Raw genomic sequence first — 25,858 nt, 5'->3', positions numbered from 1 at the left:
TCATGCTCCAGTCAGGTCAAAGGGGCGGGCAAGAAGCATTGCTTCCCCGCTGTCGAGCGACAAGATAATCGCACCCTCGGCGACGTTCGAGATGGTACGCGTCGACCCGAGCGGCAGGGAGAAGTCTTCAAGCGGATAGCGCGCGTTGTGGATCGACAGGCCTGAAAGGGGTGACAGCCCGACGACCGAAAACAGCGAACCTCGCGGCAGATCCACCGTCGCCCTTCCGGGAAGCAGTGGATAGGCCTCTTCCTCGCCTGAGGTCAGGAGCGTTTCGTATCCTTCCTTGGTGAGTTGCAGTCCCTGCAGGAGATGCATGAGTGCATGATCCGAGCGCTCCCCCCCGAGCGCACCGGCGAGGATCAGCCGGTCGGCGCCGCGTCGGATCGCTTCGCCTATCGCGATCGCACCGTCAGTTTCCGCCTTCTGAGCCGGATATGGGAGCCGGTCGACATTCGGCCAGGCTTCTCCCAGAGCTTCCGGCGAAGAATCGAAGTCACCAACCCATAGCTCCGGCACGATACCGAGCATGGACGCGTGACGCATTCCGCCGTCGGCGGCGATGAAACGCCCACCCGAGACGGCCGACTTCAACCGCTCGGTCAGGACCAGGTGCCCCCCGAGGAGGATGGTAAAGGTAGTCTTCGTCATGCGCCCGCCATAGCGCATCTCGTCAGGAAAAGGAAAGAATATCGGTGGCCACACCGACTTGCCTTCATGGTACGGGAGGGAAGCTGCAAAGCCGTGTTCAGGCCAGAGTAATGCTGGATTTCCGTTGACTGGCAGGGTACCTGAGCGTATCTAGCCACACTCGTGGTGATTTGGCCGGCCGGCTTGCAGCCACGTTAAACAAATCGCTAAAGGGCCGAGGCGAGCTCCGAAGGACTTTCCGAGGACCAATGGCGATCTGCAAGATCGCCGGCAGTTTTTGTATGTGTGGCTGCAACTGCACCGCAAGGAAGGTCGAGTTCGAACATGCCGATCAAGATTCCCGATACGTTGCCTGCCTTCGAGACTCTCGTGCACGAGGGCGTGCGCGTGATGACCGAAACGGTTGCGATCCGCCAGGACATTCGCCCCCTGCAGATCGGCCTTCTGAACCTCATGCCGAACAAGATCAAGACCGAGGTGCAGATGGCGCGGTTGGTCGGCGCCTCGCCGCTTCAGGTGGAGCTGTCCCTCGTCCGTATCGGCGGGCACAAGGCGAAGAATACGCCGGAGGAGCATCTGCTTGCCTTCTACCAGACATGGGAGGAGGTCCGCGACCGCAAGTTCGACGGTTTCATCATCACCGGTGCGCCGATTGAAACTCTGCCTTTCGAGGAGGTCACCTACTGGGACGAGTTGCGGCAGATTCTCGACTGGACGACGACCAACGTCCATTCGACGCTGAATGTCTGCTGGGGCGCGATGGCGGCCATCTACCACTTCCACGGCGTGCCGAAGTACCTCCTGAGCGAGAAGGCTTTCGGGATCTACCGCCACCATATTCTGAATCCGTCCTCCGTGTACCTGAACGGCTTTTCCGACGACTTCCAGATTCCGGTCTCGCGCTGGACTGAAGTGCGCCGGGCCGACATAGAGAAGGTGCCAGGGCTCGAGATCCTGATGGAGTCGGACGAGATGGGTGTCTGCCTAGTGCACGAGAAGACGGCAAACCGCCTCTACATGTTCAACCATGTGGAATATGACTCAACGTCTTTGGCCGACGAATACAATCGCGACGTGGCAGCTGGCGTGGCGATCAAGGTGCCGCACAACTACTTTCCCGACGACGATCCGGCGAAGAAACCGTTGAACCGCTGGCGCAGCCATGCGCATCTCTTCTTTGGGAACTGGATCAACGAGATCTACCAGACGACGCCCTACGAACTGAATGCCATCGGCCTCGACCGATCGGCCTGATCAGGGCTGTGGCCCAAGCCCCTTTCCTGGGAAACAGCGGCGGGCTGAAGACCACTCAGCGTGAGCTGTTGCGGAAATGAACGGCAATTCGAGCGGAGGAACCATGGAACGCGAACTCTTCGGGCAGACGGCGGCGGGTGACCCGGTCTACAGGGTGACTCTCGAGGGCGGCGGGCTGACGATGAAGGTGATGACCTGGGGAGCGGTGATCCAGGATCTGCGCCTTGAAGGACATAGCCATCCGCTCGTCCTCGGCTTCGAAACCTTCGACGACTACCCGCGCCATTCCCCCTATTTCGGCGCCACGCCCGGGCGATGCGCCAATCGTATCGCCAACGGATGCCTCACACTGGACGGCAAAGAATACCAGCTTGAACGCAACGAAAACGGCACCGGGCACCTTCACGGCGGCAGCGACGGTATCGCCAAACGCAACTGGGACATCGTCAGCCTGGCGCCCGATCGTGTCGAACTGGCAATCGTGGATCCGGACGGCCGTGCCGGCTATCCCGGAAACTGCTCGATCACGGCGACCTATGCCCTTCGAGAGCACGGCGTTCTGTCCGTTGTCTACACATCGACCACCGACCGTCCGACGCTCGCAAACGTCTGCCAGCATTCGTATTTCAACCTCGATGGTCGAGAAGATGCCCTCGGCCACGACCTGATGCTCGCCGCCGACGCCTATCTGCCGGTCGATGACCGACTGATCCCGACCGGAGAAATTCGTCCGGTCGACGGCACGCCGTTCGACTTCCGGACAATGTCACCGATGGACCGCCAGCTGGATGGACAGCGTGTTCTCTACGATCGCAACTTCTGCCTTTCGCCCTCACGTGTCGAAAAGCGCACAGTAGCGATTGCTCGCAGCATTACCTCTGGTGTTGCCATGGAAGTACGGACGACGGAGCCGGGCGTTCAATTCTATGCCAGCGCAAAGCTCAATGTTCCCGTCGCAGGGCTCGAGGGTCGCCGGTATGGTCCGTTCGCCGGATTCTGCCTGGAAACCCAGACGTGGCCGGACGCAATCAACCACCCGAATTTTCCGAGCGCCGTTCTGCGTCCGGGCGAACTCCTGCGACAAGAGACGGATTACGTTTTCTCAAAGGCATGAAGCCAGAGAAGACCGAGTGCACCGACAGGTGTACGCGCCAAGTGCGCCCTCCGGCAATTCTCCTGAGGGAAATGCCGGAGCCCGTAAACGGCGGGCGACGACCAGCCGCAAAGCGGCTATTCCATCTCCGATGGCCTGGCCTGATCTCATTTATTTCGGAGAATTGGAGCGGGTGAGGCGATTCGAACGCCCGACCCCAACCTTGGCAAGGTTGTGCTCTACCCCTGAGCTACACCCGCTCATATCCGCGATCCGGGGGTAGTCGATGGATCGTGGGTCATCCGTGTTGCGGCGACGGGCGCTATATGGCCTAACCGTTTTTCAAATGCAACAGGGAAATGACGAAATCGTCCAGAATTTTTTCAACTTGTTGGGAAACAAGGGAAAACGCCCGCCTGAGCGATAACGTCTGTGATTGCCAACGCAAGTCGCCGACCGTATCAATCAATCATTCTGCCGGACAACCCGGCCCCCCGAACGCTTTTCCCGAGAGACAGTCATGACGAATACCCCAAAAGCCGCCAGTGACCTCTTCCAGCTGCTCGATGAGCTGAAGATCGGCCATAAGACCAAATATCATCCGCCCGTGTTCACGGTCGCGGAATCGGTCGCGCTTCGCGATGAGATTCCCGGCGGCCACACCAAGAACCTCTTCGTCAAGGACAAGAAGGATCGGTATTTTCTTCTGACCGTCGAGGAGAACGCCGTCGTGGACCTGAAGACGGTACACACGATCCTCGGCGCCTCAGGTCGCGTCTCGTTCGGCAGACCGGAAAAGCTCATGGAATACCTCGGCGTCATCCCGGGTGCGGTAACCGTCTTCGGGGCGATCAACGATACCGGCCACAACGTCACGTTTGTGCTCGATTCCGATCTCATGAAAGAAGACATCGTCAACGGTCACCCCCTGTCGAACGACGCTACGACATCGGTGGCTCGTGACGACTTGCTGCGCTTTCTTGAAGCAACCGGACATACACCGCTTGTCTTGAAAGTAACGGCCTGACATACGATCTTAGCGACACACCGAAGGCCCCAGGCGGCCATCAACGGCGGAGTATTCTGATGAGCGACAACAGCAATCCCTATAGCGGTTTTGGTGGCCAGATGACGGGCCATGCTCATTTGGGAGATACCCCGCCGCGAAGCCACATCAGGGACACGACGACCGCGGGCTTTGCGAAGGACGTTCTTGACGAATCCCGCAAGCAGCCTGTGCTGGTCGACTTCTGGGCACCGTGGTGCGGGCCCTGCCGTCAACTGGCGCCGGTAATCGAGAAGGTAGTCAACGAATCGAACGGCCGCGTCAAACTGGTAAAGCTCAACATCGACGACCATCCGGCCATTCCCGGGCAGCTCGGCATTCAGTCGATCCCGGCCGTCGTCGCCTTCGTCAACGGTCAACCGGTCGACGGGTTCATGGGCGCCATTCCCGAGAGCCAGGTCCGGCAGTTCATCGACAAGCTGGCCGGCCCTGAAGGCAACACCGGCGAAGCCGAGCTGACGGCGGCGCTCGACGAGGCCGACGGTCTCGTCGCCGCAGGAAACTTCGAAGGAGCCGCACAGCTTTTCGGAGCCGTGATGCAAGCCGATCCCGAAAACGTGCGTGCGATAGCGGGCATCGCGGAATGCATGCTTGGCACCGGTCAGCACGAGCGCGCGTCGCAGCTCGTTGCCAATCTTCCCGAGCCCCTTGCCAAGGCGCCGGAACTGCAGGCTGTGACCAGGAAGCTGGAGCAGATCAGCGAGGCTCGCAAGCTCGGAGATCCGCAAGCGCTCGAGCACGAACTGTCTCTCGACCCGGACAATCACGAAGCCCGCATGAAGCTTGCCAAGATCCTGAACGTGCAGGGGCGGCGCGAGGAAGCGGCGGAGCACCTGTTGATGATCATGCGTCGCGACCGGGCTTTCGATGATGATGGCGCCCGTCGCCAGCTCTTGCAGTTCTTTGATGTATGGGGTGCAAAGGACCCGGTGACAGCCATGGCCCGAAGGAAGCTTTCGTCGATCCTCTTTTCCTGACGATCGATCAAGCGCTTCTTGAGTTCGCTTCGGCACGAACCACATATTGAAAGGTATGGGCGGCTTTTCGGCCCGTACCGGGAGTGCATTGATGAAAGTTGGCAATGCGAGATATCTGACGGAAAAGGACTTGCCGGCAGTCCTGCCAGTCTTCCCCTTGAGCGGCGTTTTGTTGCTGCCCGGCGGACAATTGCCGCTCAACATCTTCGAGCCGCGCTACCTTGAGATGTTCGACGAGGCGCTGGCGGGTAACCGCTTGATCGGCGTCGTCCAACCAGCATTCCAGGGAACGTTCGCGAGCGAACCCGTGTCGGGACCGGCGCTCTGTAAGGTCGGTTGTATTGGCCGAATTACTTCCTTCGGGGAGACGGGCGATGGACGCTACATCACGTCGCTCGGCGGCGTATGTCGCTTCCGGCTGATGGAGGAGATCGCAAGTCATCGCCCCTACCGCAGCTTTCGGATTGCGCCCTTTTTTGCCGACCTTTCCGATGCGGACGAAGAGGCGACGATCGATCGCAACGCACTTCTCGCCGCCTTTCGCGCCTACCTCGAGGCGAACAAACTGGAAGCCGACTGGGAAAGCGTCGAGCGTGCAAGCAACACGACGCTCGTGACCTCCCTGTCGATGATGTCGCCCTTCGGCCCGGCAGAAAAGCAAGCGCTCCTCGAGGCTCCGGACATGCGCAGCCGTGCCGAAACGCTGATTGCGATCACCGAGATCGCTCTTGCGCGCGAGTTTGGCGACCCCGACACGATTCTCCAGTAGGGCGACCGGTATGGATAGCCGAACGAGCACAGTCGATCCGAAGCTTCTGGAGCTTCTCGTCTGTCCGCTGACACAAACCCACCTGACCTATGACCGACAGAAAAACGAACTGGTTTCGGAAAAGGCGAAGCTCGCCTATCCGGTTCGCGACGGCGTCGCGATCATGCTCGTATCCGAAGCGCGCAGGCTCGAAGACTGACGACGCGACCGATTAAAGCGGCTGGCCCGCCAGAAGTCGCGGTTGCTCGGCGCCCCCTCCGGTTCCGGCCGCTTCACGAATGAAGTACGATTTCAGTCCCGGAAGCCGATCGACAAGGCCCAATCCGAAATCGCGCATGGCTCGAATAGGTGACACGTCGTTCGAGAACAGGCGGTTCAGCACGTCCGTCGTCACACCCATGCGGAAGGTGTCGAAGCGCCGCCACTCCTGGTAACGTTCGAGTACGTTGAGATCGCCGATATCAAGGCCGATACGGTCCGCCTCGACCACTGTCTGGGCAAGCGCTGCCACGTCCTTGAAGCCGAGATTCAGACCCTGACCCGAGATCGGATGAATGCCATGGGCAGCATCGCCTGCGAGCGCAAGGCGCGGTGCGACGAAGGCACGTGCCAATGTCAGTCCAAGCGGGAAGGCACGTCGGTCGCCTACCGCCCGTATAGAGCCCAGCTTGAAACCGAAACGACGTTCCAGTTCTTCCTCGAACACGAGATCGTCGGCAGAAACGAGCCGGTCGGCCTCTTCCGTGCGCTCCGTCCACACGAGGGACGAGCGATTGCCTTTCAACGGCAGGATGGCGAAGGGTCCGGCGGGAAGGAAATGCTCTTCGGCGCAGCCACCATGCGGCCGCTCATGCTCGACGGTCGTGACGATGCCAGACTGGCCGTAGTCCCAGGTGATTGTCTTGATTCCGGCCATGTCTCTCAGTTTTGAGCGCACGCCGTCGCAAGCAACGACGAGTCGGGCGGACAGCACCGTCCCATCGGAGAGCGTCAACGCTGCGGCAGCCGGACCATTTTCGAATCCTGTGGCGCGCAACCCATGCCGAATGGCGACACCAGCCTTGGCGCAGGCGTCCCTCAGTGCACCCACCATGGCCACATTCGGTATCATATAGGCAAACGGTCGCCCTTCCTCGACCGCACCGTCAAACGTGAGGAAAACCGGTCGGACGGGGTCGGACGTCTTTGAATCGGTCACGATCATCCTGGTGATCGGCTGCGCCTCCGGCTCGATGCGATCCCATATCCCGAAAACTTCCAGCATGCGGATGGCCGCCGCAATGATCGCCGAGGCACGGGGGTCCTTCTTCCAGGCGTCTTCCGGGGCGGCCTCGACGACCTCCACGGACAGATGCGGCGCGGCCTGCTTGACCGCCAGCGCCACCGAAAGCCCGACATATCCGCCGCCGACGACCAACATATCCAACATCACGCACTCCATTAGCACTTGTGTGTGGCAAGGCACCTATATAGATCAGCCTTGAACTTCTTCCTACATGCGAGGCCTTCATAACATGTCGCAGCAGAACGAAGAACCCAGTGCGATGGACGGTCTCATCAAGACCCTCGATATCGAGAAGCTGGAGGAGAACCTCTTTCGCGGAAGCAGCCCGCAGAACGGTTGGCAACGCGTCTTCGGTGGGCAGGTCATTGCCCAGGCATTGATGGCGGCGCAGCGCTGCGTCGAGGATGACCGTCTCGTCCATTCCCTCCACGCCTATTTCATGCGTCCCGGGGACCCATCCGTGCCGATCATTTATCAGGTCGAGCGCATTCGTGACGGCGCAAGCTTCACAACCCGCCGCGTTGTCGCGGTCCAGCACGGCAAAGCGATCTTCTCGATGTCGGCCTCCTTCCAGCTGGAGGAACCCGGTTTCGACCATCAGGTGGCGATGCCAGAAGTTCCTCCACCGGAACAACTGATCGGCGAAAAGGAGTTTAAGGAAATCTTCCTCGCGGATGCGCCCGAGAACGTGCGGCGGTATTGGGGGCGTAACCGTCCGATCGAGATCAGACCGGTTTCGCTCATCCACTATGTCTCCAAGGAAAAGCTGGAACCAACCGCACACATCTGGGTTCGTGCAGTGGGAGCGGTGCCCGACGATCATCGTTACCAAGCGGCCATCCTCGCCTATCTTTCCGATATGACGTTGCTGGATACCTCGCTCTACGCGCACGGCACGTCAATTTTTGATCCCAACCTCCAGGTTGCGAGCCTCGACCACGCAATGTGGTTTCATCGTCCCTGCGACCTCGGAGACTGGATGCTTTACACGCAGGACAGCCCCAGTGCTTCGGGCGCAAGAGGCATGACACGCGGGAGCCTCTATTCGCGGTCTGGTCAGCTGATCGCCTCGGTTGCGCAAGAGGGTCTGATCCGCAATCGTGCAAATGATGAAAACGAAGGCAAAAAATAGAATCTGCCTATATTTTTATCAGATGAATATCCTTTTCGTGCCGCTTTATTGAACGGGCACACTATAGCTTTTACATTTCAATAACTTATATGGCACCCAGAATCTGGCACGCCCTTTGAATGTCTCACGCTGGTCGCTGATCAAATCACGTCGCCAGCGGCAAGGAGAGTCGGCTCCGAGCCGAGGACAAACAAAGGATGGGACGCCAGATGAAAATTGTAATGGCCATTATCAAGCCGTTCAAACTGGACGAGGTGCGCGAAGCCCTCACAGCCGTCGGCATACAAGGCCTCACCGTAACCGAGGTGAAGGGCTACGGCCGCCAGAAGGGCCACACCGAAATCTACCGCGGCACAGAGTATGCCGTCAGCTTTCTGCCCAAGCTCAAGATCGAAATCGCCGTAGCGTCGGAGCTCGCGGACAAGGCAGTCGAGGCTATCGCGTCCGCTGCCAAGACGGGTCAGATCGGGGATGGCAAGATCTTCGTATACTCGATCGACCAGGCCGTGCGCATTCGTACCGGCGAAACCAATTCCGAAGCCCTGTAAGAAATGGCCGCTAGGGGAGTCTTTCTGATGTCATTTGCCAAATTTTCTTCCACTTGCGCCCGTATCGGCGCCGCTTCGGCCGCCCTGCTGGCGCCGGTCGTGGCCTTCGCGCAGGAGGCTGCGCCTGCGGTCGCCGAAGCCGCCGCTGCAGCGCCCGTTCCGAACAAGGGCGACACGACCTTCATGTTCCTCAGCACCATCCTCGTGCTGTTCATGACCATCCCGGGTCTCGCTCTCTTCTATGGCGGCCTTGTTCGCACCAAGAACATGCTGTCGGTCCTTATGCAGACGACGGTTATCGCCTGCACCGTGATGATCATCTGGGTCGTCTATGGCTACTCGTTCGCATTCGGCGGCGGCACAAATCCGTTCTTCGGCGGCACCGCCAAGATGTTCCTGGCCGGTATCACACCGGACAGCACGGCTGCGACCTTCTCTGATGCCGTCATTCCGGAATACATCTTCATGCTGTTCCAGATGACCTTCGCAGCCATCACACCCGGCCTGATCATCGGCGCTTACGCTGAGCGCATCAAGTTCGGCGCTTCGGTTCTGTTCTGCGCACTTTGGGTTACTTTCGTCTACTTCCCGGTCGCTCACATGGTCTGGGACGCCAACGGCCTTCTCTTCAGCTGGGGCGCTCTCGACTTCGCTGGCGGCACGGTCGTTCACATCAACGCCGGTATTGCAGGCCTGATCGGTGCGATCATGGTTGGCAAGCGCATTGGCTTCGGCAAAGACATGATGGCTCCGCATTCGCTGACGCTTTCCATGGTTGGCGCTGCCATGCTGTGGTTCGGCTGGTTCGGCTTCAACGCCGGTTCCAACCTCGAAGCTTCTGGCGGCGCAATGCTCGCAACCGTCAACACCTTCGTTGCCACCGCCGCAGCAACCCTCTCCTGGTCGCTGGTTGAAAAGATCGTCCGCGGCAAGGCTTCCGTCCTCGGCGCGATCTCCGGCATGGTTGCTGGTCTCGTTGCCGTTACGCCGGCTGCAGGTATTGCCGGTCCGATGGGCTCCATCATTCTCGGCTTGCTCGTTTCCCCGCTTTGCTTCTTCTTCGTCTCTGTCGTGAAGAACAAGTTCGGCTACGACGATACGGCTGACGTCTTCGGCGTTCACGGAATCGGTGGCATGTTCGGCGCTATCGGCACCGGCGTACTGGCTTCGGCAAGCCTCGGCGGCATCGGCTATGCTGAAGGCGTCACCATGGGCGCTCAGGTCATCGTTCAGATCAAGGCTGTTCTCGTCACCATCGCATGGACCGGTATCGGCTCGATCATCCTCTACAAGATCACCGACCTGATCATCGGCCTGCGTGTTGCTCCGGAAGCAGAGCGCGAAGGTCTCGACCTCGCATCGCACGGCGAAGCCGCGTACCACAGCTGAGCCCAAAGCCACGCCGGTCCCAAGCCGGCGTGGACCCCACCCAAACGGTCGCGCCCGCGGCCGTCGAAGCCCAGGCACCAAGCCTGGGCTTTTCTTTTTTGTCACCTCTCCTCTGCCCGGCGGCGGCCAGTGCCTGCGGATGGTTAATAGGCCATTAACTGTACCTCGCTTACTGTGCGGCGAAGGGCGAGAGCGCCAGAAAGCCATCGTTCGCAGCGCATGTGTGAACGATTCTCGAAACGGGCAGGCAGGACATGAACAGAGGTAACTCGGTGATGATGGGAGACCATGGCGATCGTTCCGCCTTGACGGCGTTCCTTCTCCGGCAGCTTCTCACACTGGCCGGTTTCGCGCTTTTTGTGCTGCTGATGCTCGCGGTCGCGGCATTGGCGACGTGGAACGTCTCGGACCCGAGTTTCTCCTACGCAACGGCCAACGAACCGACGAACATTCTCGGCCGCGGCGGTGCCGCCTTCGCGGACCTCATGTTGCAGTTTCTGGGGCTCGCGAGCGTCATTGCATTGCTTCCCGTGCTTGCCTGGTCGCTGGCACTCATCACCAGCCGCCCACTCCATCGTTTCCCTGCCCGTCTTGGCGCCTGGGCGATCGGCTCACTCCTCTCGTCGGCCGTCATTGGCTGCTTCCCGCCGCCACTGACATGGCCGATCCCCAACGGAATCGGCGGCGTCCTCGGCGACGCCATTCTTCGCTTTCCCGGGCTTTTTATCGGCAGCTATCCCACCGGGACGGCCTCCATGGTCGTCAGCGCAATACTGGCCGTTCCTGCAGCCTGGTCATTGCTCTTCGCCGCGGGCCTGGTCGGCAGGACCACCGACGATGAAGAGGGACTTACACCGGCCAGGGCACCTGCAAAGTCCACGCGGATCGAACCGGCATTCGAGGACGAGACTGATGAGGATGACGGGGGCTGGCTGGCCCTCGGAGCGATTGCCCACAGCTGGTATACGGCCCGCGCCCGCGTGCGACGCCTCCTGGGTCTCAAGCCGTCCGAGCACAACCGCAATCGCTTCGATCAACCCTACGACTTCAACGAGGATGAATTCGGCCCGCTGACCGAACCGACACGGGCAAAGGGCGGCGCCGGAATCCGCAGGGAACCGTCGATGGACACGACGTCGCCAGCTGGTCTTGGGCGGCAACGATCCGTCGTCGCACCGCCTCCGATGATGGGCGATCACTCCGATCTTGGCCTCGATGACGATCCGCCATTCGATCTGGACGACGCCCGTCCTGCAGGTGTCCTGCCGGATGATGACGGTGACGACTGGATCAAGGCGCCTTCCGGCGATGCAAGGTCCCCCTCCAGCGGGCGGGTCTCCCCGCGTATTGCCGCACCTCCCGCGCGTCCGAAGCCCAGCGCACGCGTCGAGAGAGAAGCACAGGCCTCTTTCATTCGCCCCGAAGGCTTCCAGCTCCCGTCCGTGCATCTTCTCGCGGAGCCGAAGAACGTCGGCCGCGCAGCGATGCTATCGGCCGACGCACTGGAACAGAATGCCCGCATGCTGGAAGGCGTCCTGGAGGACTTTGGCATCAGGGGCGACATCATCCACGTCAGACCGGGACCTGTCGTTACCCTGTATGAGCTGGAACCCGCCCCCGGCATCAAGTCTTCGCGTGTGATCGGCCTTGCCGACGACATCGCCCGCTCGATGAGCGCTATCGCGGCTCGTGTTGCCGTTGTTCCAGGCCGCAACGCCATCGGCATCGAACTGCCGAACCAGACGCGCGAAACGGTCTATCTGCGCGAACTTATCGCCAGTCACGATTTCGAGGCCAGCAAGGCGAAGCTGGCGATGACCCTTGGCAAGACCATCGGTGGCGAGCCGGTGATCGCAGACCTTGCCAAGATGCCGCACCTTCTGGTGGCCGGTACGACCGGCTCCGGCAAGTCGGTGGCCATCAATACGATGATCCTGTCGCTGCTCTACCGGCTTCCGCCGGAGAAGTGCCGCCTGATCATGATCGACCCGAAAATGCTGGAGCTTTCCGTCTACGACGGAATTCCTCATCTCCTGTCGCCGGTCGTCACCGATCCCAAGAAGGCGGTCGTGGCTCTGAAATGGACCGTTCGGGAGATGGAAGAACGGTACAAGAAGATGTCGAAAATCGGCGTGCGCAACATCGACGGCTTCAATAGCCGCGTCGAACAGGCGCTCGCCAAGGGCGAGGTCCTGACGCGCACTGTACAGACTGGCTTTGACCGGCAGACGGGCGAGGCGATCTACGAAACGGAAGAGTTCGACCTCCAGCCAATCCCCTACATCGTCGTCATCATCGACGAGATGGCAGACCTCATGATGGTCGCCGGCAAGGACATCGAAGGCGCGGTTCAGCGCCTTGCCCAGATGGCGCGAGCGGCCGGCATTCATGTCATCATGGCGACGCAGCGGCCGTCCGTCGACGTCATTACCGGTACAATCAAGGCGAACTTCCCGACACGTATCTCGTTCCAGGTGACCTCGAAGATCGACAGCCGCACCATTCTCGGTGAACAGGGAGCGGAGCAACTGCTCGGCATGGGCGACATGCTCTACATGGCCGGCGGCGGACGGATCCAGCGTGTTCATGGCCCCTTCGTCTCCGATAACGAAGTCGAGGAGATCGTCGCTTACCTGAAGACGCAGGGCGCGCCGCAGTATCTCGACGCGATCACCGCCGACGAGGAGGATGAGGACGATGCCGGACACGGCGGGACCTCCAACCTTGCCGACTCCGACGATCCCTATGACCAGGCTGTGGCGATCGTGCTCCGCGACGGAAAAGCGTCGACATCGTATATCCAGCGACGCCTCGGGATCGGTTACAACCGTGCGGCGTCGTTGATCGAGCGCATGGAGCAGGAAGGCATCATCGGACCTGCGAACCACGCCGGAAAACGCGAAATTCTCGTGCCTACGGAGGCCGACATCATCGAGCGCTAGTGGCGGCCTTTGCCGCCCGACGCCGGCGTCCGAAACCATCCGCCGGCTCGACCGGTATCGTCATGATGGCGCCGCGTTTCTCGGCCATGCAGGGACAAATCAAGGAGTATCCAATGATTCACGTGAAAACCGAGCGCAGGGCGTTTCTCGTCGGCGCAGCCGCGCTGCTCACGGCCGCCGCCCTGCCCCTGCCCGCTCTTGCCGTTACCAACGCCTCGGACGCCGCACAGAAGATCGCCGACCATTTTTCGTCGGTTAAGACAATGATGGGCGAGTTCGTGCAATTCGGCCCACGCGGCGAACAGACGGGCGGAAAATTCTTCATTGAGCGCCCGGGAAAGCTGCGCTTCAACTACGAGAAGCCTTCGCCGATGCGGGTAATCTCGGATGGCAAGAACGTCGTCATCGGCAACACCAAGCTGAAGACCTGGGATCTGTACCCCTTGTCGAAGACGCCGCTCAGCCTGCTCCTGTCCAACAGGATCGATCTCGGGCACCAGATGGTCCGCGACGTCAAGGAAGAATCAGATCTGACCACGATCGTCCTCGGCGACAGGACGGTGTTCGGCGACTCGACCATAACCCTCATGTTCGATCCAAAGACCTTCGACCTGCGTCAGTGGACGATCACGGATGCTCAGGCGAAGGATACCACCGTGATGATCTTCAATGTGAAGACCGGGACGGCATTCGATCCGAGCGTCTTTGAAATTCCCTACAGCGACGTTCACAGCCAGAAACGCTGACATCACCGGATTGTCTGTGGAGAAGAGCGGTGGCGCCCGCTGGCGCCTCCGGCTTTCGGCTATTCACGACGGATAGAACGTCCTAGTTCTTCATCCAGGTTCGTTGGGCGCTTACCGTCCCCGAGAAGGAGAAAATCGCCGTGGCTCTTTCGATCACCACGTGGAACATCAACTCGGTGCGGCTGCGGTTGCCAATTGTCGTGCAATTCCTCGAGCAGTTCACACCCGACATCCTGTGCCTCCAGGAAATCAAATGTCAAAACGAGGAGTTCCCGGCAGACGCACTGCGGGAGCTTGGATACGGCAACATCATCCTCCACGGCCAAAAGGGCTATCACGGCGTCGCCATCGTTTCGAAACTGCCGCTCAGCGAGGATCATCGCCAAGACTATTGTGGAATGGGCGACGCTCGCCACATCTCGGCGATTTTCGAATGGGCTGGCAGACGTATCCGGCTGCACAATTTCTATGTCCCGGCGGGAGGCGACGAACCGGATCCGACTGCCAATCCCAAGTTTGCGCACAAGTTGAGTTTCGTCGACGAGATGAAAGCCTTGCGAGCCAATGCGGAGCCTGGCGTTTCATCGATCCTGGTCGGAGATCTCAACATCGCGCCATTCGAGAACGACGTCTGGTCTCATAGACAAATGCTGAAGATCGTCAGCCATACACCGGTCGAGACGGAAGGGCTTCTGGAAGTCATCGGTCGCGGAGGATGGCTCGATCTGATGCGTCAGGCCATAGATCCCTCCCAGAAGCTCTATACGTGGTGGAGCTATCGGGCGAAAGACTGGGCGGCGGCCGACCGCGGGCGCCGACTGGATCATATCTGGTCATCTCCCGATCTCGGAGAGTACCTCGACAGGATCGAGGTCCTGAAAGAGGCCCGCGGATGGGAAAGGCCGTCCGATCATGTTCCCGTGACGGCTCATTTCTCGGCCTGAGGAACTTTCTATTCGAAGCGTGGCGCTATTGCAGCGCTTCCCTCGACCAGCGACCGCAGCGACCGCCGGATACGCTCCTGCACGACTACGGCCATCGCGGGATACTCTTCGAGCAAGCGATGGAACATGGCTCGGGTGATTCTGATCACCTCGCAATCGTCCAGCGCAATCGCCGTGTACTTCCGCTCGACCATGGTCACGAGTGCCAGTTCCGAGAGCATGGTTCCCCTCTCGGCCACCGCCTCGACCTTCGGCTTCCCACCTCGCCCGAAAGTAGACAACTCCAATCGCCCTCTCGAGACAACGTAAGCGCACTCGGCCGGAGACCTTTCGCGGAACAAGGCCTGTCCCGCTGCAACCGTGCGATGCTCGGCACCGAAGGCGATCAGCCGCAGTTGGTCCTTGTCCAGCCCTTCAAACAAGGGCACATATGAGAGCAGTTCGATGTCGTCGCTCAGCGCCATTGCGGCCTTTCCGAATCAAGGGACGATCTTGTAGCCGCCGTTCTCCGTCACCAGGATCTCGGCATTCGAAGGATCGTGCTCAATCTTCTGTCGCAGTCGGTAAACGTGGGTTTCAAGCGTATGAGTGGTTACGCCGGAGTTGTAGCCCCAAACCTCTTCCAGAAGCACGTCACGAGTGACCACCTTCTGGCCCGCCCGGTAGAGATAACGGATGATCGCCGCTTCCTTTTCGGTCAAGCGGATTTTCTTGCCGTCCTCCGTGGTCAACAGCTTCTGGCTCGGTTTGAACAAATAGGGGCCGACGGTGAAGGTGGCGTCTTCGCTGTGCTCATGCTGACGAAGCTGGGCACGGATGCGCGCAAGCAGTACGGCAAAACGGAACGGCTTGGTCACATAATCGTTGGCACCGGCCTCCAGGCCCAGAATTGTGTCCGAATCGGTATCATGTCCGGTAAGCATGATGACCGGCGCCTTGAATCCGTTCTTGCGCAGCAACTTCACCGCCTCTCGCCCGTCCATGTCGGGAAGTCCGACATCCATGATGAGAAGATCGACCTGTGCGCTGCGAGCCGTCTGGATGCCTTTGGCCGCAGTCTCCTCCTGAAGAAGAGAAAATTCTTCATACAGCGACAATTGCTCGATGAGCGTCTGCCGCAGGTCTTCGTCGTCGTCCACAAGAAGAATTGTCCGCGCCGTCATGATCTCGCCTCTTGTCGTTGCGCCCGCTTTCCGGACCGGATCGAAAATCCGGGTTTCGGCAGCACCGAACGCTTTGTTATCGTTTCCGCTGCTATGAATACAACGAGTCACAGGCAAGGCAAAATCTCGTGAAGTCGCCCCTTCGGAAGCAGTCTGCCGGCCGGGGTCAACCGGTCGTGCTTCGCACCGCACCCGGTGATCACTCGCGGGCGGTCCTGCAGTTCGGTGTCCTTCGGTTGCCCGCGGCCTTGGGTCGCGCCGGCACGGTTCTCTGCAAGAAGGAAGGTGATGGAGGGTCTCCCCGCGCGGCGATGCGGCTGCTGGGTGGTTACATCCGGGGCGATCGTATCAGGAATCTCGTCACGCCGTTACCGATGACGCGAACGAAAGCGGGCATGCTGTGGTGCGACGAGCCGGGACACCCTGCCTATAACCGGCCGGTTTCCGCGCCCTTTGCAGCCAGCCATGAACGGCTGATGCGCGACGATTCGCTCTACGACATATGCCTGATCATGGACTGGAACGTCACTTCACGTCGACGAGGCAGGGGCTCGGCGATCTTCTTCCATCTGGCGCGCCCGGGTTACACGCCGACCGAGGGCTGTATCGCGATCGCCCGAAGAGACATGCTGCGCCTCATCCGCCATTTCCGTTGCGGCACACGTATTCACATTCTGTGAACCTTCACGCAGCAGGATATCTCAGGCGAGCGACCGCGGTACAACGAACCGCTCCAGATATCCGCGCCCCTCGCCGACCTGGTTCCAACCCTCGGCATCGAAAAGGATGCATGCGAGCGCTCCCGTTGGGAACTTGTCACGCAGGCGCGCTAGAGCATCCCCTTCGCCGTTGCTTGCGAGCCGAAGCGCAATATCCTGGAGACCAGGATTGTGGGCCAGCACGAGTACATCCCGGTATTTGGGGTCGAGGTCTCTCAAGAGAGCGAGAATGCGCTCCGCAGGCGCCTCGTACAACGTCTCGAGAATGCGTATCTCGGTTGTCTTTGTCAGCCGACTCTCGATGAAAGCCCATGTCTCTCGCGTTCGCCGAGCGCCGGAGACGAGCACAACGTCTGGCCTCAAACGCTTCTTCACCATGTAATCCGCGACGAGCGAGGCTGCCTTTCGGCCACGCTTTGCCAATGGGCGCTCATGATCCTCGGCATCGTCCGGCCAGTCCGACTTGGCGTGGCGCAACAGCAAGAGTCGGCGCCGTGTATTGGCCGCGTCTTTGCCGTTGTGCTCACCCATCGCCGCTGCTCCATTCCACCATGGCCGACGGCGCAGCATGCCACAGGAGTCAAAGGTTGCGAAAAGCAAAATGCCGCCCCGTTCGGAGCGGCATCGAGTAACGCCATGCGACGGTATTGTTATTTCCAGTCGCGGACGTCGACGAAGTGACCGGCGATGGCCGCGGCCGCAGCCATGGCCGGAGAGACGAGATGCGTCCGGCCCTTATACCCCTGACGACCCTCGAAATTGCGGTTCGAGGTCGAGGCGCAACGTTCACCCGGCTTCAGACGGTCATCGTTCATAGCAAGGCACATGGAACAACCCGGCTCGCGCCATTCGAAGCCGGCATCCTTGAAGATCTTGTCCAGACCCTCTGCCTCAGCCTGTTCCTTAACGAGCCCGGAGCCCGGCACCACCATCGCGGAAACCGACGAAGCGACCTTCTTGCCTTCCACGACCTTCGCGGCCGCCCGCAAGTCCTCGATGCGGCCATTGGTGCACGAGCCGATGAACACGCGGTCGATGGCGATGTCGGTCATCTTGGTGCCCGGCTTCAGGCCCATGTAGTCCAGCGCCCGCCACTTCGAGACGCGCTTGTTCTCGTCGGCGATCTCGTCCGGGTTCGGCACGACGCCCTCGATCGACACGACGTCTTCCGGAGAGGAGCCCCAGGAGACGATCGGCGGCAGGTTGGCGGCGTCGAGCACGACGACCTTGTCGAAATGCGCGCCCTCGTCGGTGTGCAGCGTCTTCCAGTAGGCGACCGCCTGGTCCCAGGCCTCGCCCTTCGGCGCGCGCGGCTTGTCCTTGATATATTCGAAGGTCTTTTCGTCCGGGGCGATGAGGCCGGCACGCGCGCCGCCCTCGATCGTCATGTTGCAGACGGTCATGCGGCCTTCCATCGACAGGTCCCGGATGGCCTCACCGGCGAACTCGATGACATGACCCGTTCCGCCAGCCGTGCCGATCTCGCCGATGATGGCGAGGATGATGTCTTTGGCGGTGACGCCTTCCGGCAACTTGCCGTCGACGCGCACCAGCATGTTCTTCGCCTTTTTCTGGATCAGCGTCTGGGTTGCCAGCACATGCTCGACCTCGGACGTGCCGATACCGTGCGCAAGCGAACCAAAGGCGCCGTGCGTCGATGTGTGGCTGTCACCGCAAACGATCGTCATCCCGGGCAGAGTGAAACCCTGTTCTGGTCCGACGATGTGGACGATACCCTGGCGCTTGTCTTTCTCGGAATAGTACTCGACGTCGAAATCGGCAGCGTTCTTGGCAAGCGCCTCGACCTGGATCCGGCTCTCTTCGTTCTTGATCCCCTCAGCGCGATCAGGGGTCGTCGGCACGTTATGGTCAACGACTGCAAGCGTCTTCTGCGGCGCATGCACGGCACGGCCAGCCATGCGGAGACCTTCGAAGGCCTGTGGGCTCGTAACCTCATGGACCAGATGGCGATCGATGTAGATCAGACAGGTGCCATCGTCCTGCTGGTCGACCAGATGGTCGTCCCAGATCTTGTCGTAAAGGGTGCGGGGTGCGCTCATGATATCAACTTCCGTGAGTGAATGGAACGGGATCTTGGCGGGCGGAAATCGCCTGCAGCTCGAAAGTCGGCCGATCAGGATAGGCGGCAGTTGAGCGCCCCGGAGACGCGCGCGAAAAAACGTGCCGGCAGCCGTTTGCGGTCCTGCAGCACGAAAATATGAGGCGCGAGACATCCGAACTTAGATTCCATGGCCGGGCTCATACCAGTTTTCGCGAAAACCGGCAATCAAATTGGTTCCGGCACTCGCGCCCTATCGACGAACTGATCAACGCGCCGAATACCTCTTCCGCATCCTTCCTTCAAAACTGCGAAGGAGAAGGGACAGTCCGACTGTCAGCAACAGATAGATGTAGGCGACGATCGAATAGGTTTCGAAGAAGCGAAAGGAGCCGGATGCGTACACTTTACCCATCTGAGTAATGTCGGCGACGCCGAGGACGGAGACCAGCGACGAATCCTTGACCATTGCGACGAAGTCGTTCGACAGCGGCGGAAAGACCACGCGGATCGCCTGGGGAAAGACCACCAGGCGAAAGCGCTGGTAACGACTGAGACCGAGCGCCATCGCCGCCTCTATCTGTCCCTTTTCGATCGACTGGAATCCGGCACGGAAGATCTCCGCTATGAAGGCAGAATAGCCGATAGACAGTGCGACGATCGCCCGCCACATCAGCGAAACGTCCCGCACGACCAGCGGTTCGATGAACCCCGCTGCAGCAAGCGGTGACGTCATCAAGTTGTAGAGCGCGACAAACCCGGGTGCGCCCACAAAGGCGATGTAGAACAGCAGCACCAGGATAGGAACGCCACGGATGACTTCGACATAGAAACGTGCGATCTGGCGCAGGATGCGGCTCTGTGCCATGCCGAGCAGGGCGATCATGAGCCCCAACACGACGGCCAGCGCGAAGCCGACAAGCGTGACGAAGATCGTCACGCCGAGTCCGGCCGCGACGATTCTGAAGACCTGCGTGTAAAGCTCGTTGACGACGATGATCGTGGCGATGGCAATGGCCGCCGTAACAAAGGCGACCAACCACCACGGCCGATCGCCTTTGTCACTCGTACCGGGTAGAGTTTGAAAGCCCATCAGAAGAGCGCCCCGCCCAAGGAAGGAAGGGGCGTGGTCATTCGCCCATCTTGTAGTCGAGGAACCATTTCTTGTTCAGCGTTTCGAACGTGCCATCTGCCTTCAAGGCCGCAATGGCCGCATTGACCGGGACGACGAGGTCGGACCCTTTGGGGAAGATGAAGCCGAAGTCCTCTGTACCGAGCGGCTCTCCAACAATCTTCAGACTGCCGTTCGAGGCGGCGACGTAACCTTCACCCGCGGTGCTATCGGTCAGGACAAGGTCGACGTCACCGGCCTTTAGTGCCTGAACGGTTGCGCCGAACGTCTCGAACAGCTTGATCCGCGGGTTCTGTTCGTTGCCGTCGAGAATCTCATAGACCGCCGTGTAGAACGGGCTGGTACCGGGCTGCGCACCGACGAGGCCGCTTTCGAGCGCTGCAAAACTCTTTGCGTCGCTGAACCTCGCCTCGTCTCCTCGTACCAGCATAAGCTGCTGCGAACGCATGTAAGGGTCCGAAAAATCGACCTTCTCCTTGCGGTCGTCCTTGATGGTGATGCCGGTCATGCCGATCTGGTATTGTCCGTCCGAAACGGACTGAATCATCGCGTCCCAAGAGGTGTTCTGATACTCGATTTTGAAATTCAGCCGCTTGGCGATCTCGTTCATCGCATCGTATTCCCAGCCGATCGCCTCCCCACTCTTGGGATCGACAAACTGCAGCGGGGGATAGGCATTCTCCGTCACAACCACAACGGTCTTGCCGCCGAGATCCGGCAAATCGGCAGAGAAAGAGAAGGGCGCGAGGACAAGAAGGGACAAACCGGCAAGGACGGCGCGGCGAATGAACATTGTGGTCTCCTGAATTGTGGCAACGGCAGAGTGTCACAATTTCTTCTGCCGTTGCAAGGGAGGAACCACCCAGTATCCGGGGAGTTGCGCAACATCGGTGCTCCGAGAGGCACGACGCCACGAAACGGCTCTGCGGTCCTGCTGTCGAGACGGCGGACCGCAGCTCCTCTCGGAAAATATCAGCTCAGAATTCTCTTCAGTGGCTTGAAATACCGAACAATGAGCATGTCGAACGCGAGCACCGTAATCAGCACAGCCCCAGTCAGCGGAAAGAGCAACGATACCGCAAACATAATGACCATACCCACCTTCCATACCGGCGTTGTGTCCGGCACGTTCGGGGCGACCAAACGGCGGGCACCGTTCGGTCGCCGCTTCCACCACATGACCACGCCACTGACGGAAAGGAAGATCACCGAGAGGCAATAGAGCGTTACCAGGGTGATGTTCCAGGTGCCCATGTCACCTTCGTGAAAGGCTATGCCGATCGCCATAGCCTTTCCCGCCAGTCCGTAATCCTTGAAGGCGACGTCCGCGAGCACATTTCCGCTGTAGCGGTCGATGTGCACCGTCCGGTCGGAAGTCGGATCGCCGCCGTCATTGCTCATGGTATCGTGTGAGATCGTCCAGACACCCGTTTCGCCAGACGGGAACGCAAGTTCGAAACGATGGTCGAAGCCAAGCTGACGGGCGAAGGCAACAACGCTGCCGAAGTCTACGGGTTCGCCCTGGACTATGCCCGGAATGCCGGATTGCGAACCGGAGGCCGGCATCCGGGCTTTCTCCAGCGTCCAGGGCACCTCTTTGATGCCGCCGTGGTTCATACTGGCGTGAGTGACGTCTGACAACGGAACATTATCCCATTTTTCCGCCGGGAACGTGCTCCACGCCTGCGTGAACTTCTCACCCCAAACACCTGCCCATGTGAGGCCCGAGAGGAGGAAGACAAGTAGGATCAGGGAAGCATAGAACCCGACAGTCTGGTGCAGCGATTTCCAAAGCTGCCGACCGCTCGCCGATAGTCTCGGCACCAGCACGGACGAGAGGCCTCCACCATTACGCGGCCACCAGAGATAGAGCCCGGTGATGATCAAGACGACACCGAAACCGGCCGCGACTTCAATGAACCGATCGCCGATGTCACCGATCAGAAGCGTGCCGTGAATCGTATCAGCAAGGTCGTAAAGGCCGTGGCGTCGCTCCCAGCTTCCGAGCACCGCAGCGGAATAGGGATCCACCGCTACCATCGTGGAAGCATCGCCGAGATTGACACGAAAGATCGCAGCCTGCTCCGACGTGCGTGGTGCGATGTATTGCACGAGCGCGCCACCCGGAACCGCCGAAAGTGCGGCTTCGGCCTGCTGGACCATCGGAGCTTCGACTCCGCTGGGGCTGACCGCATATACCTTTTCGCCGTCACGTCCGACAAGGACGGCGGACCACAGCATGACGAGACCGGTAACAGCGAGCATGATCAGGAAGGGAGCCACGTAGAGCCCGGCATAGAAGTGCCAGCGCCACGCGGTAAAGTAGAAACGCTGGGCAAGGGAAGAGGATTTCTGAACCGCCGGTGTTTCGACGAGAATGGACATGAGTTACCTCAAAGAAGAAGAGTGCCTGGAGGCTCCGCCAGCGCTACACACGAGCGGGCAGAGAATGGATGGACGGCTCATAGCGCCAGGATCTCACACACTGAGGCCATCTTGGGCCGCAGCAGATAAGCAATCTGAAGGAAGATCGTTCGAGGCTGTGAACACGTACCCGGCGAGCGAACGCGGAGTCCGCGCGGCCGGGTTCAGGCGACGGTCGGGAAAGGAGGCGCTCTCGGCGCGGCGTTCGGTGAGAAATGCCGGAAGCTCGCAACGGCAACACGAACGGTTGGAAGAATGTCGAGGACATCGGGCAGGCGTCTGCCGATTGCATCCTCCGGCTGCGGAAGGAGCATACCCGCCGCGAGGCGACAGGCTTCGCAACCGCCACCGGCCATTTGGCCGTTGTCACCACCAGCCTTACCGTCACCGGGAAGGCAGAGCGCCGGCCAACTGCCGTCGGGCAAGGTGAAGGCTGCTATCTCGCTCGCGGAAAGGCTGGAGGTGGCAACTGCGGGTGCGCGATGAACGAAGCCAATGAAGACAAGCGTGACCACGCACAAAACACGCGTCGCCATCTGCCATGTCGTTGTTCTACGTCGCATCGCCTCCCCCGGGTAGCCGAGAGAATGTACAGCAGCCACCGTGGTGCGCAAGCGGCGATTCGCCATTCCGGAACGTCGTTGGCGAACGGGCGAAACAAAAAAGGCGGCTCGAAAGCCGCCTTTCCAAACCCGCTGTGGGAAATCCTATTCTGCTGCGCCTTCGGCGGCAGCGGCCTTTTCAGCGGCTTCTGCGGCTGCCTTTTCGGCAGCGAGAGCCTGGGCTGCTGCGACCTTTTCAGCTTCGATGCGTGCCTTTTCCTCGGCGATCGCAGCGCGCTCGTTTTCGTTGAGCTTGCGGGCGCGGGTGCCGGTGTTCTCGACGATGCGAGCCGACTTGCCGCGACGATCGCGCAGGTAGTAGAGCTTGGCGCGACGGACCTTACCACGGCGCACGACTTCGACGCTTTCAACGAGCGGCGAGTAGACCGGGAATACGCGCTCGACGCCTTCGCCGTAGGAGATCTTGCGAACCGTGAAGCTCTCGTTGATGCCGGCGCCCGAACGAGCGATGCACACGCCTTCATAGGCCTGAACGCGGGTACGGTTGCCTTCCTTGACGGTGACGTTGACGCGGAGCGTGTCGCCCGGGGAGAATTCCGGGAGCTTGCGCTTGGCTTCGATCTTGGCGGCCTGTTCGGCTTCCAGCTGCTGAATGATGTTCATCTGTCTAACCTCGATTTCTTCTGAAACAGCCAGAGCGCTCGACCGTGATCCCTTGGCCATGCCTCGGGATATTGACCCGTATGGGTCGGAGCGGATACGCAGTTCTTTGTTGTGGCAGACGGGCAAAAGCCCATTTCCGCGCGTGCCAATACACGAAACGAAGCGGCTTGTCACCCCCTCCCGCCTCTTTTGTCCCCGTCGCGCAAGCTTGCCGACAACGGTCAGAACGAATATGCATGCCGTGCATCTGGAGGGGTGAGATCATGACCTTGGCCGTCATTGTGCTTCTGTTTGTCGCCGGTTTCCTGTCGGGCGTGGTCAATGCCATCGCGGGTGGTGGCACTTTCCTGACCTTTGGAGCCATGACGCTTGCCGGTCTTCCTCCGATCGCCGCCAACGCCACCTCGTCGATTACCCAGTTTCCGGGCTATATCACCTCGACTCTTGCATACCTGCGCGAACTGAAGGCGATCGGCAAGGGCACGGTCGTCCTGGCACTCGTGTCGGCGGCCGGCTCCCTAGGCGGCGCTCTGTTCCTCGTATCTCTCTCCAATCCTGCCTTTCGCGCCATGGTTCCCTGGCTGCTGGTCGCGGCGACCGCGGTCTTCGCCGTCGGGCCGAAACTGCGGCCCAAGAATGCGGGAGAAAGCCATCCCGCGAGCCCGCTCGGTCTCGGGCTGCAGACGGCGACCTCCTTCTACGGAGGTTTCTTCGGCGCCGGCATGGGCATCATGATGCTCGCCTCACTGGGACTTGCCAGCGGTGGCGACTATCACCGTCTCAACGCGCTGAAGAACTTCCTCTCGATCGTCATCGCCGCGGTTGCGATTGCCGTCTTCACATCCGCCGGTGCCATTTCCTGGCTGCACGCCGCCATCATGGTGCCGGCCGTTGCGCTAGGAGGCTACGCCGGCGTCGGCATCGCCAGGCGTGCGCCACAGGCCCTGCTGCGCTGGATCGTCGTGGCCCTCGGGCTGGCTCTAGCAGCCTACTATTTCTTCACCGGCTGAGACCCGGTGTTGCCGCTCAAGAGGTCCGCACGTCTCTCCTTTGTGAGAGCAAGCGCCTGTTCGTGACGCCACTTCTCGATCGCGCCGTGATTGCCCGACGTCAGCACCACGGGAATCTCTCGCCCCTCGAAGATCTGCGGGCGGGTATATTGTGGATGTTCCAAGAGACCGCCTTCGAAGCTCTCGTGGACCCCGGAAAGTTCGTTGCCCATGACCCCCGGCAGGATGCGGACAACAGCATCGAGGACGACAAGCGCCGCCGGCTCCCCTCCCGAGAGGATATAGTCGCCGATCGAGACTTCCTCGAGATCGCGGGCTTCGATGACGCGTTGATCGACACCTTCAAAACGGCCGCAGACGATTACCACACCCTCGCCGGACGCGAGTTGCCGCACCCGTTGCTGCGTCAGTGGCTTGCCCCTGGGGCTCATCAACAGCCTCGGCCGGTCGTCCTTCGCCACGTCATCGATCGCTCGCGCCAGTACGTCCGGTTTGAGCACCATGCCGGCGCCGCCGCCAGCCGGCGTATCATCAACCGTCCGATGTCTGTCAGCGGCGAAGTCGCGAATCTGAACGGTCTCCATCGTCCACTGACCGCGCTCGAGTGCGCGACCCGCAAGCGAGAAACCCAGATGGCCGGGAAACATTTCGGGGTAGAGGGTAAGGATCGTCGCTCGGAAGCCCATGTCCGGCCGTTTACCTCTCGTCGGGACTTTTGGAACTCTGTCCGTCCCTGCGCGGTGGCTTGCCCTCCTCCTCGAGGCCTGCCGCGATGGGGTCGATCAGCAGACGGCCGCTTTCGAGATCTATCTCAAGCACAGCCGTCTCCGAGAACGGGATGAGGACGGGTCGTTTGCCAGGCCCCTTGATTTCCAGCAGATCCCCCGCCCCGAAGTCGAACACAGCGGACACTGACCCGTAGTGCTTACCGGCACCGTCATAGACATCGAGGCCTTCGAGATCAGCATAGTAGAACTCGTCGTCCTCGAGCTCGCCATCAGGAAGTGCGTCCCGCTCGATGTAAAGCTCGAGTCCGTTCAGCGCCTCGGCTGCATTGCGATCATTCACGCCACGGAAGCGCACGATCGCCACGTTCTTCGCCTCGCGAATTTCGAGAATCTCGAAGACCCGACCGTCAAGGCTCCGCAGGTTGCCATAATCGCCGAGCGCCATCGGATCGGCCGTATACGCCTTGACGCGAACCTCTCCCCGGAGCCCCTGGGCGGCGCCCACAGTAGCCATCAGAACAGGATTCCTAAGGGTCGTCATGAGTACTGGCCATCCGAGATCTTCATTATGCTGTCTTTTAGGACGAAGCACGGTGAAAGG

At 60.4% G+C, this 25,858-nt stretch carries 27 protein-coding genes, 1 tRNA gene and 1 riboswitch; of the genes, 14 read left to right on the top strand and 14 right to left on the bottom strand.

Annotated features, from left to right (window positions below; genetic code table 11):
- The gene (locus tag DFR48_RS08575; protein WP_114362991.1) at window positions 1-651 is read right to left on the bottom strand and encodes a thiamine diphosphokinase; all 651 of its coding nucleotides are present in this window, start codon (window positions 649-651) and stop codon (window positions 1-3) included.
- Between the two features lie 152 nt (window positions 652-803).
- Window positions 804-881, top strand: a riboswitch (SAM riboswitch).
- Between the two features lie 94 nt (window positions 882-975).
- On the opposite strand from DFR48_RS08575, the gene metA reads away from it, so the two are divergent.
- Both metA and DFR48_RS08565 read left to right on the top strand, forming a co-directional pair.
- Window positions 976-1,905, top strand: coding sequence for a homoserine O-acetyltransferase MetA (gene metA / locus DFR48_RS08570; RefSeq protein ID WP_114362756.1), 930 nt, complete (start codon window positions 976-978; stop codon window positions 1,903-1,905).
- Window positions 1,906-2,008: 103 nt separating this feature from the next.
- A complete protein-coding gene (locus DFR48_RS08565) occupies window positions 2,009-3,019 on the top strand; it encodes an aldose epimerase family protein (protein WP_114362755.1) in 1,011 nt (336 codons plus the stop codon).
- 164 nt (window positions 3,020-3,183) lie between these two features.
- Here the strand turns inward: DFR48_RS08565 and DFR48_RS08560 are convergent.
- Window positions 3,184-3,258, bottom strand: a tRNA-Gly gene (locus DFR48_RS08560).
- Window positions 3,259-3,518: 260 nt separating this feature from the next.
- Here DFR48_RS08560 and DFR48_RS08555 point away from each other — a divergent pair.
- The 4 genes from DFR48_RS08555 (at window position 3,519) to DFR48_RS08540 (ending at window position 6,009) form a co-directional block, all read left to right on the top strand.
- Complete coding sequence (locus DFR48_RS08555; protein ID WP_112690640.1) at window positions 3,519-4,025, top strand: prolyl-tRNA synthetase associated domain-containing protein; 507 nt, start codon at window positions 3,519-3,521, stop codon at window positions 4,023-4,025.
- Between the two features lie 59 nt (window positions 4,026-4,084).
- Window positions 4,085-5,041, top strand: a complete 957-nt coding sequence (gene trxA / locus DFR48_RS08550; RefSeq protein ID WP_114362754.1) for a thioredoxin — start codon at window positions 4,085-4,087, stop codon at window positions 5,039-5,041.
- A gap of 91 nt (window positions 5,042-5,132) precedes the next feature.
- Window positions 5,133-5,810: an LON peptidase substrate-binding domain-containing protein gene (locus DFR48_RS08545; protein WP_114362753.1), complete on the top strand. Its 678-nt coding sequence runs from the start codon at window positions 5,133-5,135 to the stop codon at window positions 5,808-5,810.
- 10 nt (window positions 5,811-5,820) lie between these two features.
- The gene (locus tag DFR48_RS08540) at window positions 5,821-6,009 is read left to right on the top strand and encodes a Trm112 family protein (protein ID WP_112690637.1); all 189 of its coding nucleotides are present in this window, start codon (window positions 5,821-5,823) and stop codon (window positions 6,007-6,009) included.
- A 12-nt stretch (window positions 6,010-6,021) separates the two neighbouring features.
- Here the strand turns inward: DFR48_RS08540 and DFR48_RS08535 are convergent, their stop codons facing one another.
- The gene (locus DFR48_RS08535) at window positions 6,022-7,239 is read right to left on the bottom strand and encodes a ubiquinone biosynthesis hydroxylase (RefSeq protein WP_114362752.1); all 1,218 of its coding nucleotides are present in this window, start codon (window positions 7,237-7,239) and stop codon (window positions 6,022-6,024) included.
- 85 nt (window positions 7,240-7,324) lie between these two features.
- Between DFR48_RS08535 and tesB the strand changes: the two genes are divergently transcribed.
- The 6 genes from tesB to DFR48_RS08505 all read left to right on the top strand — a co-directional run bounded on the left by tesB (window position 7,325) and on the right by DFR48_RS08505 (window position 14,796).
- A complete protein-coding gene (gene tesB / locus DFR48_RS08530; RefSeq protein WP_114362751.1) occupies window positions 7,325-8,227 on the top strand; it encodes an acyl-CoA thioesterase II in 903 nt (300 codons plus the stop codon).
- Window positions 8,228-8,424: 197 nt separating this feature from the next.
- Window positions 8,425-8,775 (top strand): P-II family nitrogen regulator, encoded by a 351-nt coding sequence (locus DFR48_RS08525; RefSeq protein WP_162699073.1) that lies wholly within the window; start codon window positions 8,425-8,427, stop codon window positions 8,773-8,775.
- 27 nt (window positions 8,776-8,802) lie between these two features.
- Entirely contained in the window at window positions 8,803-10,164 is a 1,362-nt protein-coding gene (locus DFR48_RS08520) for an ammonium transporter (RefSeq protein WP_114362750.1), read from the top strand.
- Between the two features lie 254 nt (window positions 10,165-10,418).
- On the top strand, window positions 10,419-13,106 hold the full coding sequence (locus DFR48_RS08515; RefSeq protein ID WP_114362749.1) for an FtsK/SpoIIIE family DNA translocase: 2,688 nt from the start codon (window positions 10,419-10,421) through the stop codon (window positions 13,104-13,106).
- A 113-nt stretch (window positions 13,107-13,219) separates the two neighbouring features.
- Window positions 13,220-13,852, top strand: coding sequence for an outer membrane lipoprotein carrier protein LolA (locus DFR48_RS08510; protein ID WP_245415555.1), 633 nt, complete (start codon window positions 13,220-13,222; stop codon window positions 13,850-13,852).
- Window positions 13,853-13,992: 140 nt separating this feature from the next.
- The gene (locus DFR48_RS08505; RefSeq protein ID WP_114362748.1) at window positions 13,993-14,796 is read left to right on the top strand and encodes an exodeoxyribonuclease III; all 804 of its coding nucleotides are present in this window, start codon (window positions 13,993-13,995) and stop codon (window positions 14,794-14,796) included.
- Window positions 14,797-14,804: 8 nt separating this feature from the next.
- On the opposite strand, the gene DFR48_RS08500 is transcribed toward DFR48_RS08505, so the two are convergent.
- Both DFR48_RS08500 and DFR48_RS08495 read right to left on the bottom strand, forming a co-directional pair.
- Complete coding sequence (locus DFR48_RS08500; protein WP_114362747.1) at window positions 14,805-15,260, bottom strand: cyclic nucleotide-binding domain-containing protein; 456 nt, start codon at window positions 15,258-15,260, stop codon at window positions 14,805-14,807.
- Between the two features lie 15 nt (window positions 15,261-15,275).
- A complete protein-coding gene (locus tag DFR48_RS08495) occupies window positions 15,276-15,959 on the bottom strand; it encodes a response regulator transcription factor (protein ID WP_114362746.1) in 684 nt (227 codons plus the stop codon).
- A 176-nt stretch (window positions 15,960-16,135) separates the two neighbouring features.
- Here DFR48_RS08495 and DFR48_RS08490 point away from each other — a divergent pair, with 176 nt between their 5' ends.
- Window positions 16,136-16,639: a L,D-transpeptidase family protein gene (locus tag DFR48_RS08490; RefSeq protein ID WP_170141833.1), complete on the top strand. Its 504-nt coding sequence runs from the start codon at window positions 16,136-16,138 to the stop codon at window positions 16,637-16,639.
- Between the two features lie 21 nt (window positions 16,640-16,660).
- Here the strand turns inward: DFR48_RS08490 and DFR48_RS08485 are convergent, their stop codons facing one another.
- From DFR48_RS08485 to rplS, 7 genes are all read right to left on the bottom strand, one after another.
- Window positions 16,661-17,209: a SixA phosphatase family protein gene (locus DFR48_RS08485; RefSeq protein ID WP_114362744.1), complete on the bottom strand. Its 549-nt coding sequence runs from the start codon at window positions 17,207-17,209 to the stop codon at window positions 16,661-16,663.
- A gap of 119 nt (window positions 17,210-17,328) precedes the next feature.
- Window positions 17,329-18,738 (bottom strand): 3-isopropylmalate dehydratase large subunit, encoded by a 1,410-nt coding sequence (gene leuC / locus DFR48_RS08480; RefSeq protein WP_114362743.1) that lies wholly within the window; start codon window positions 18,736-18,738, stop codon window positions 17,329-17,331.
- 267 nt (window positions 18,739-19,005) lie between these two features.
- Complete coding sequence (locus tag DFR48_RS08470) at window positions 19,006-19,830, bottom strand: amino acid ABC transporter permease (RefSeq protein ID WP_114362741.1); 825 nt, start codon at window positions 19,828-19,830, stop codon at window positions 19,006-19,008.
- Between the two features lie 37 nt (window positions 19,831-19,867).
- Entirely contained in the window at window positions 19,868-20,662 is a 795-nt protein-coding gene (locus tag DFR48_RS08465) for a transporter substrate-binding domain-containing protein (protein WP_114362740.1), read from the bottom strand.
- A 179-nt stretch (window positions 20,663-20,841) separates the two neighbouring features.
- Entirely contained in the window at window positions 20,842-22,254 is a 1,413-nt protein-coding gene (locus DFR48_RS08460; RefSeq protein WP_114362739.1) for a PepSY-associated TM helix domain-containing protein, read from the bottom strand.
- Between the two features lie 203 nt (window positions 22,255-22,457).
- On the bottom strand, window positions 22,458-22,856 hold the full coding sequence (locus tag DFR48_RS08455) for a hypothetical protein (RefSeq protein ID WP_147273518.1): 399 nt from the start codon (window positions 22,854-22,856) through the stop codon (window positions 22,458-22,460).
- A gap of 144 nt (window positions 22,857-23,000) precedes the next feature.
- On the bottom strand, window positions 23,001-23,519 hold the full coding sequence (gene rplS, locus DFR48_RS08450; protein ID WP_112690622.1) for a 50S ribosomal protein L19: 519 nt from the start codon (window positions 23,517-23,519) through the stop codon (window positions 23,001-23,003).
- Between the two features lie 263 nt (window positions 23,520-23,782).
- On the opposite strand from rplS, the gene DFR48_RS08445 reads away from it, so the two are divergent.
- Window positions 23,783-24,529 carry a sulfite exporter TauE/SafE family protein gene (locus DFR48_RS08445; protein WP_114362737.1) on the top strand — a complete coding sequence of 249 codons (747 nt, stop codon included), beginning with the start codon at window positions 23,783-23,785 and terminating at the stop codon, window positions 24,527-24,529.
- Here the strand turns inward: DFR48_RS08445 and trmD are convergent.
- A complete protein-coding gene (gene trmD, locus DFR48_RS08440; protein ID WP_114362736.1) occupies window positions 24,511-25,215 on the bottom strand; it encodes a tRNA (guanosine(37)-N1)-methyltransferase TrmD in 705 nt (234 codons plus the stop codon). The genes DFR48_RS08445 and trmD overlap by 19 nt on opposite strands.
- A 10-nt stretch (window positions 25,216-25,225) precedes the next feature.
- Window positions 25,226-25,798: a ribosome maturation factor RimM gene (gene rimM, locus DFR48_RS08435; RefSeq protein WP_114362735.1), complete on the bottom strand. Its 573-nt coding sequence runs from the start codon at window positions 25,796-25,798 to the stop codon at window positions 25,226-25,228.
- Between the last annotated feature and the right edge of the window lie 60 nt (window positions 25,799-25,858).

This window comes from Ciceribacter lividus, from assembly GCF_003337715.1.
GTDB lineage: Bacteria > Pseudomonadota > Alphaproteobacteria > Rhizobiales > Rhizobiaceae > Allorhizobium > Allorhizobium lividum.
This window is presented reverse-complemented; position numbering and strand designations above follow the sequence as displayed.

Coding starts and splice junctions, on each gene's coding strand:
- DFR48_RS08575 (WP_114362991.1), bottom strand. CDS start 651: ATGACGAAGACTACCTTTACCATCCTCCTCGGGGGGCACCTGGTCCTG.
- metA (WP_114362756.1), top strand. CDS start 976: ATGCCGATCAAGATTCCCGATACGTTGCCTGCCTTCGAGACTCTCGTG.
- DFR48_RS08565 (WP_114362755.1), top strand. CDS start 2,009: ATGGAACGCGAACTCTTCGGGCAGACGGCGGCGGGTGACCCGGTCTAC.
- DFR48_RS08555 (WP_112690640.1), top strand. CDS start 3,519: ATGACGAATACCCCAAAAGCCGCCAGTGACCTCTTCCAGCTGCTCGAT.
- trxA (WP_114362754.1), top strand. CDS start 4,085: ATGAGCGACAACAGCAATCCCTATAGCGGTTTTGGTGGCCAGATGACG.
- DFR48_RS08545 (WP_114362753.1), top strand. CDS start 5,133: ATGAAAGTTGGCAATGCGAGATATCTGACGGAAAAGGACTTGCCGGCA.
- DFR48_RS08540 (WP_112690637.1), top strand. CDS start 5,821: ATGGATAGCCGAACGAGCACAGTCGATCCGAAGCTTCTGGAGCTTCTC.
- DFR48_RS08535 (WP_114362752.1), bottom strand. CDS start 7,239: ATGTTGGATATGTTGGTCGTCGGCGGCGGATATGTCGGGCTTTCGGTG.
- tesB (WP_114362751.1), top strand. CDS start 7,325: ATGTCGCAGCAGAACGAAGAACCCAGTGCGATGGACGGTCTCATCAAG.
- DFR48_RS08525 (WP_162699073.1), top strand. CDS start 8,425: ATGGGACGCCAGATGAAAATTGTAATGGCCATTATCAAGCCGTTCAAA.
- DFR48_RS08520 (WP_114362750.1), top strand. CDS start 8,803: ATGTCATTTGCCAAATTTTCTTCCACTTGCGCCCGTATCGGCGCCGCT.
- DFR48_RS08515 (WP_114362749.1), top strand. CDS start 10,419: ATGAACAGAGGTAACTCGGTGATGATGGGAGACCATGGCGATCGTTCC.
- DFR48_RS08510 (WP_245415555.1), top strand. CDS start 13,220: ATGATTCACGTGAAAACCGAGCGCAGGGCGTTTCTCGTCGGCGCAGCC.
- DFR48_RS08500 (WP_114362747.1), bottom strand. CDS start 15,260: ATGGCGCTGAGCGACGACATCGAACTGCTCTCATATGTGCCCTTGTTT.
- DFR48_RS08495 (WP_114362746.1), bottom strand. CDS start 15,959: ATGACGGCGCGGACAATTCTTCTTGTGGACGACGACGAAGACCTGCGG.
- DFR48_RS08485 (WP_114362744.1), bottom strand. CDS start 17,209: ATGGGTGAGCACAACGGCAAAGACGCGGCCAATACACGGCGCCGACTC.
- leuC (WP_114362743.1), bottom strand. CDS start 18,738: ATGAGCGCACCCCGCACCCTTTACGACAAGATCTGGGACGACCATCTG.
- DFR48_RS08470 (WP_114362741.1), bottom strand. CDS start 19,830: ATGGGCTTTCAAACTCTACCCGGTACGAGTGACAAAGGCGATCGGCCG.
- DFR48_RS08465 (WP_114362740.1), bottom strand. CDS start 20,662: ATGTTCATTCGCCGCGCCGTCCTTGCCGGTTTGTCCCTTCTTGTCCTC.
- DFR48_RS08460 (WP_114362739.1), bottom strand. CDS start 22,254: ATGTCCATTCTCGTCGAAACACCGGCGGTTCAGAAATCCTCTTCCCTT.
- DFR48_RS08455 (WP_147273518.1), bottom strand. CDS start 22,856: ATGCGACGTAGAACAACGACATGGCAGATGGCGACGCGTGTTTTGTGC.
- rplS (WP_112690622.1), bottom strand. CDS start 23,519: ATGAACATCATTCAGCAGCTGGAAGCCGAACAGGCCGCCAAGATCGAA.
- DFR48_RS08445 (WP_114362737.1), top strand. CDS start 23,783: ATGACCTTGGCCGTCATTGTGCTTCTGTTTGTCGCCGGTTTCCTGTCG.
- trmD (WP_114362736.1), bottom strand. CDS start 25,215: ATGGGCTTCCGAGCGACGATCCTTACCCTCTACCCCGAAATGTTTCCC.
- rimM (WP_114362735.1), bottom strand. CDS start 25,798: ATGACGACCCTTAGGAATCCTGTTCTGATGGCTACTGTGGGCGCCGCC.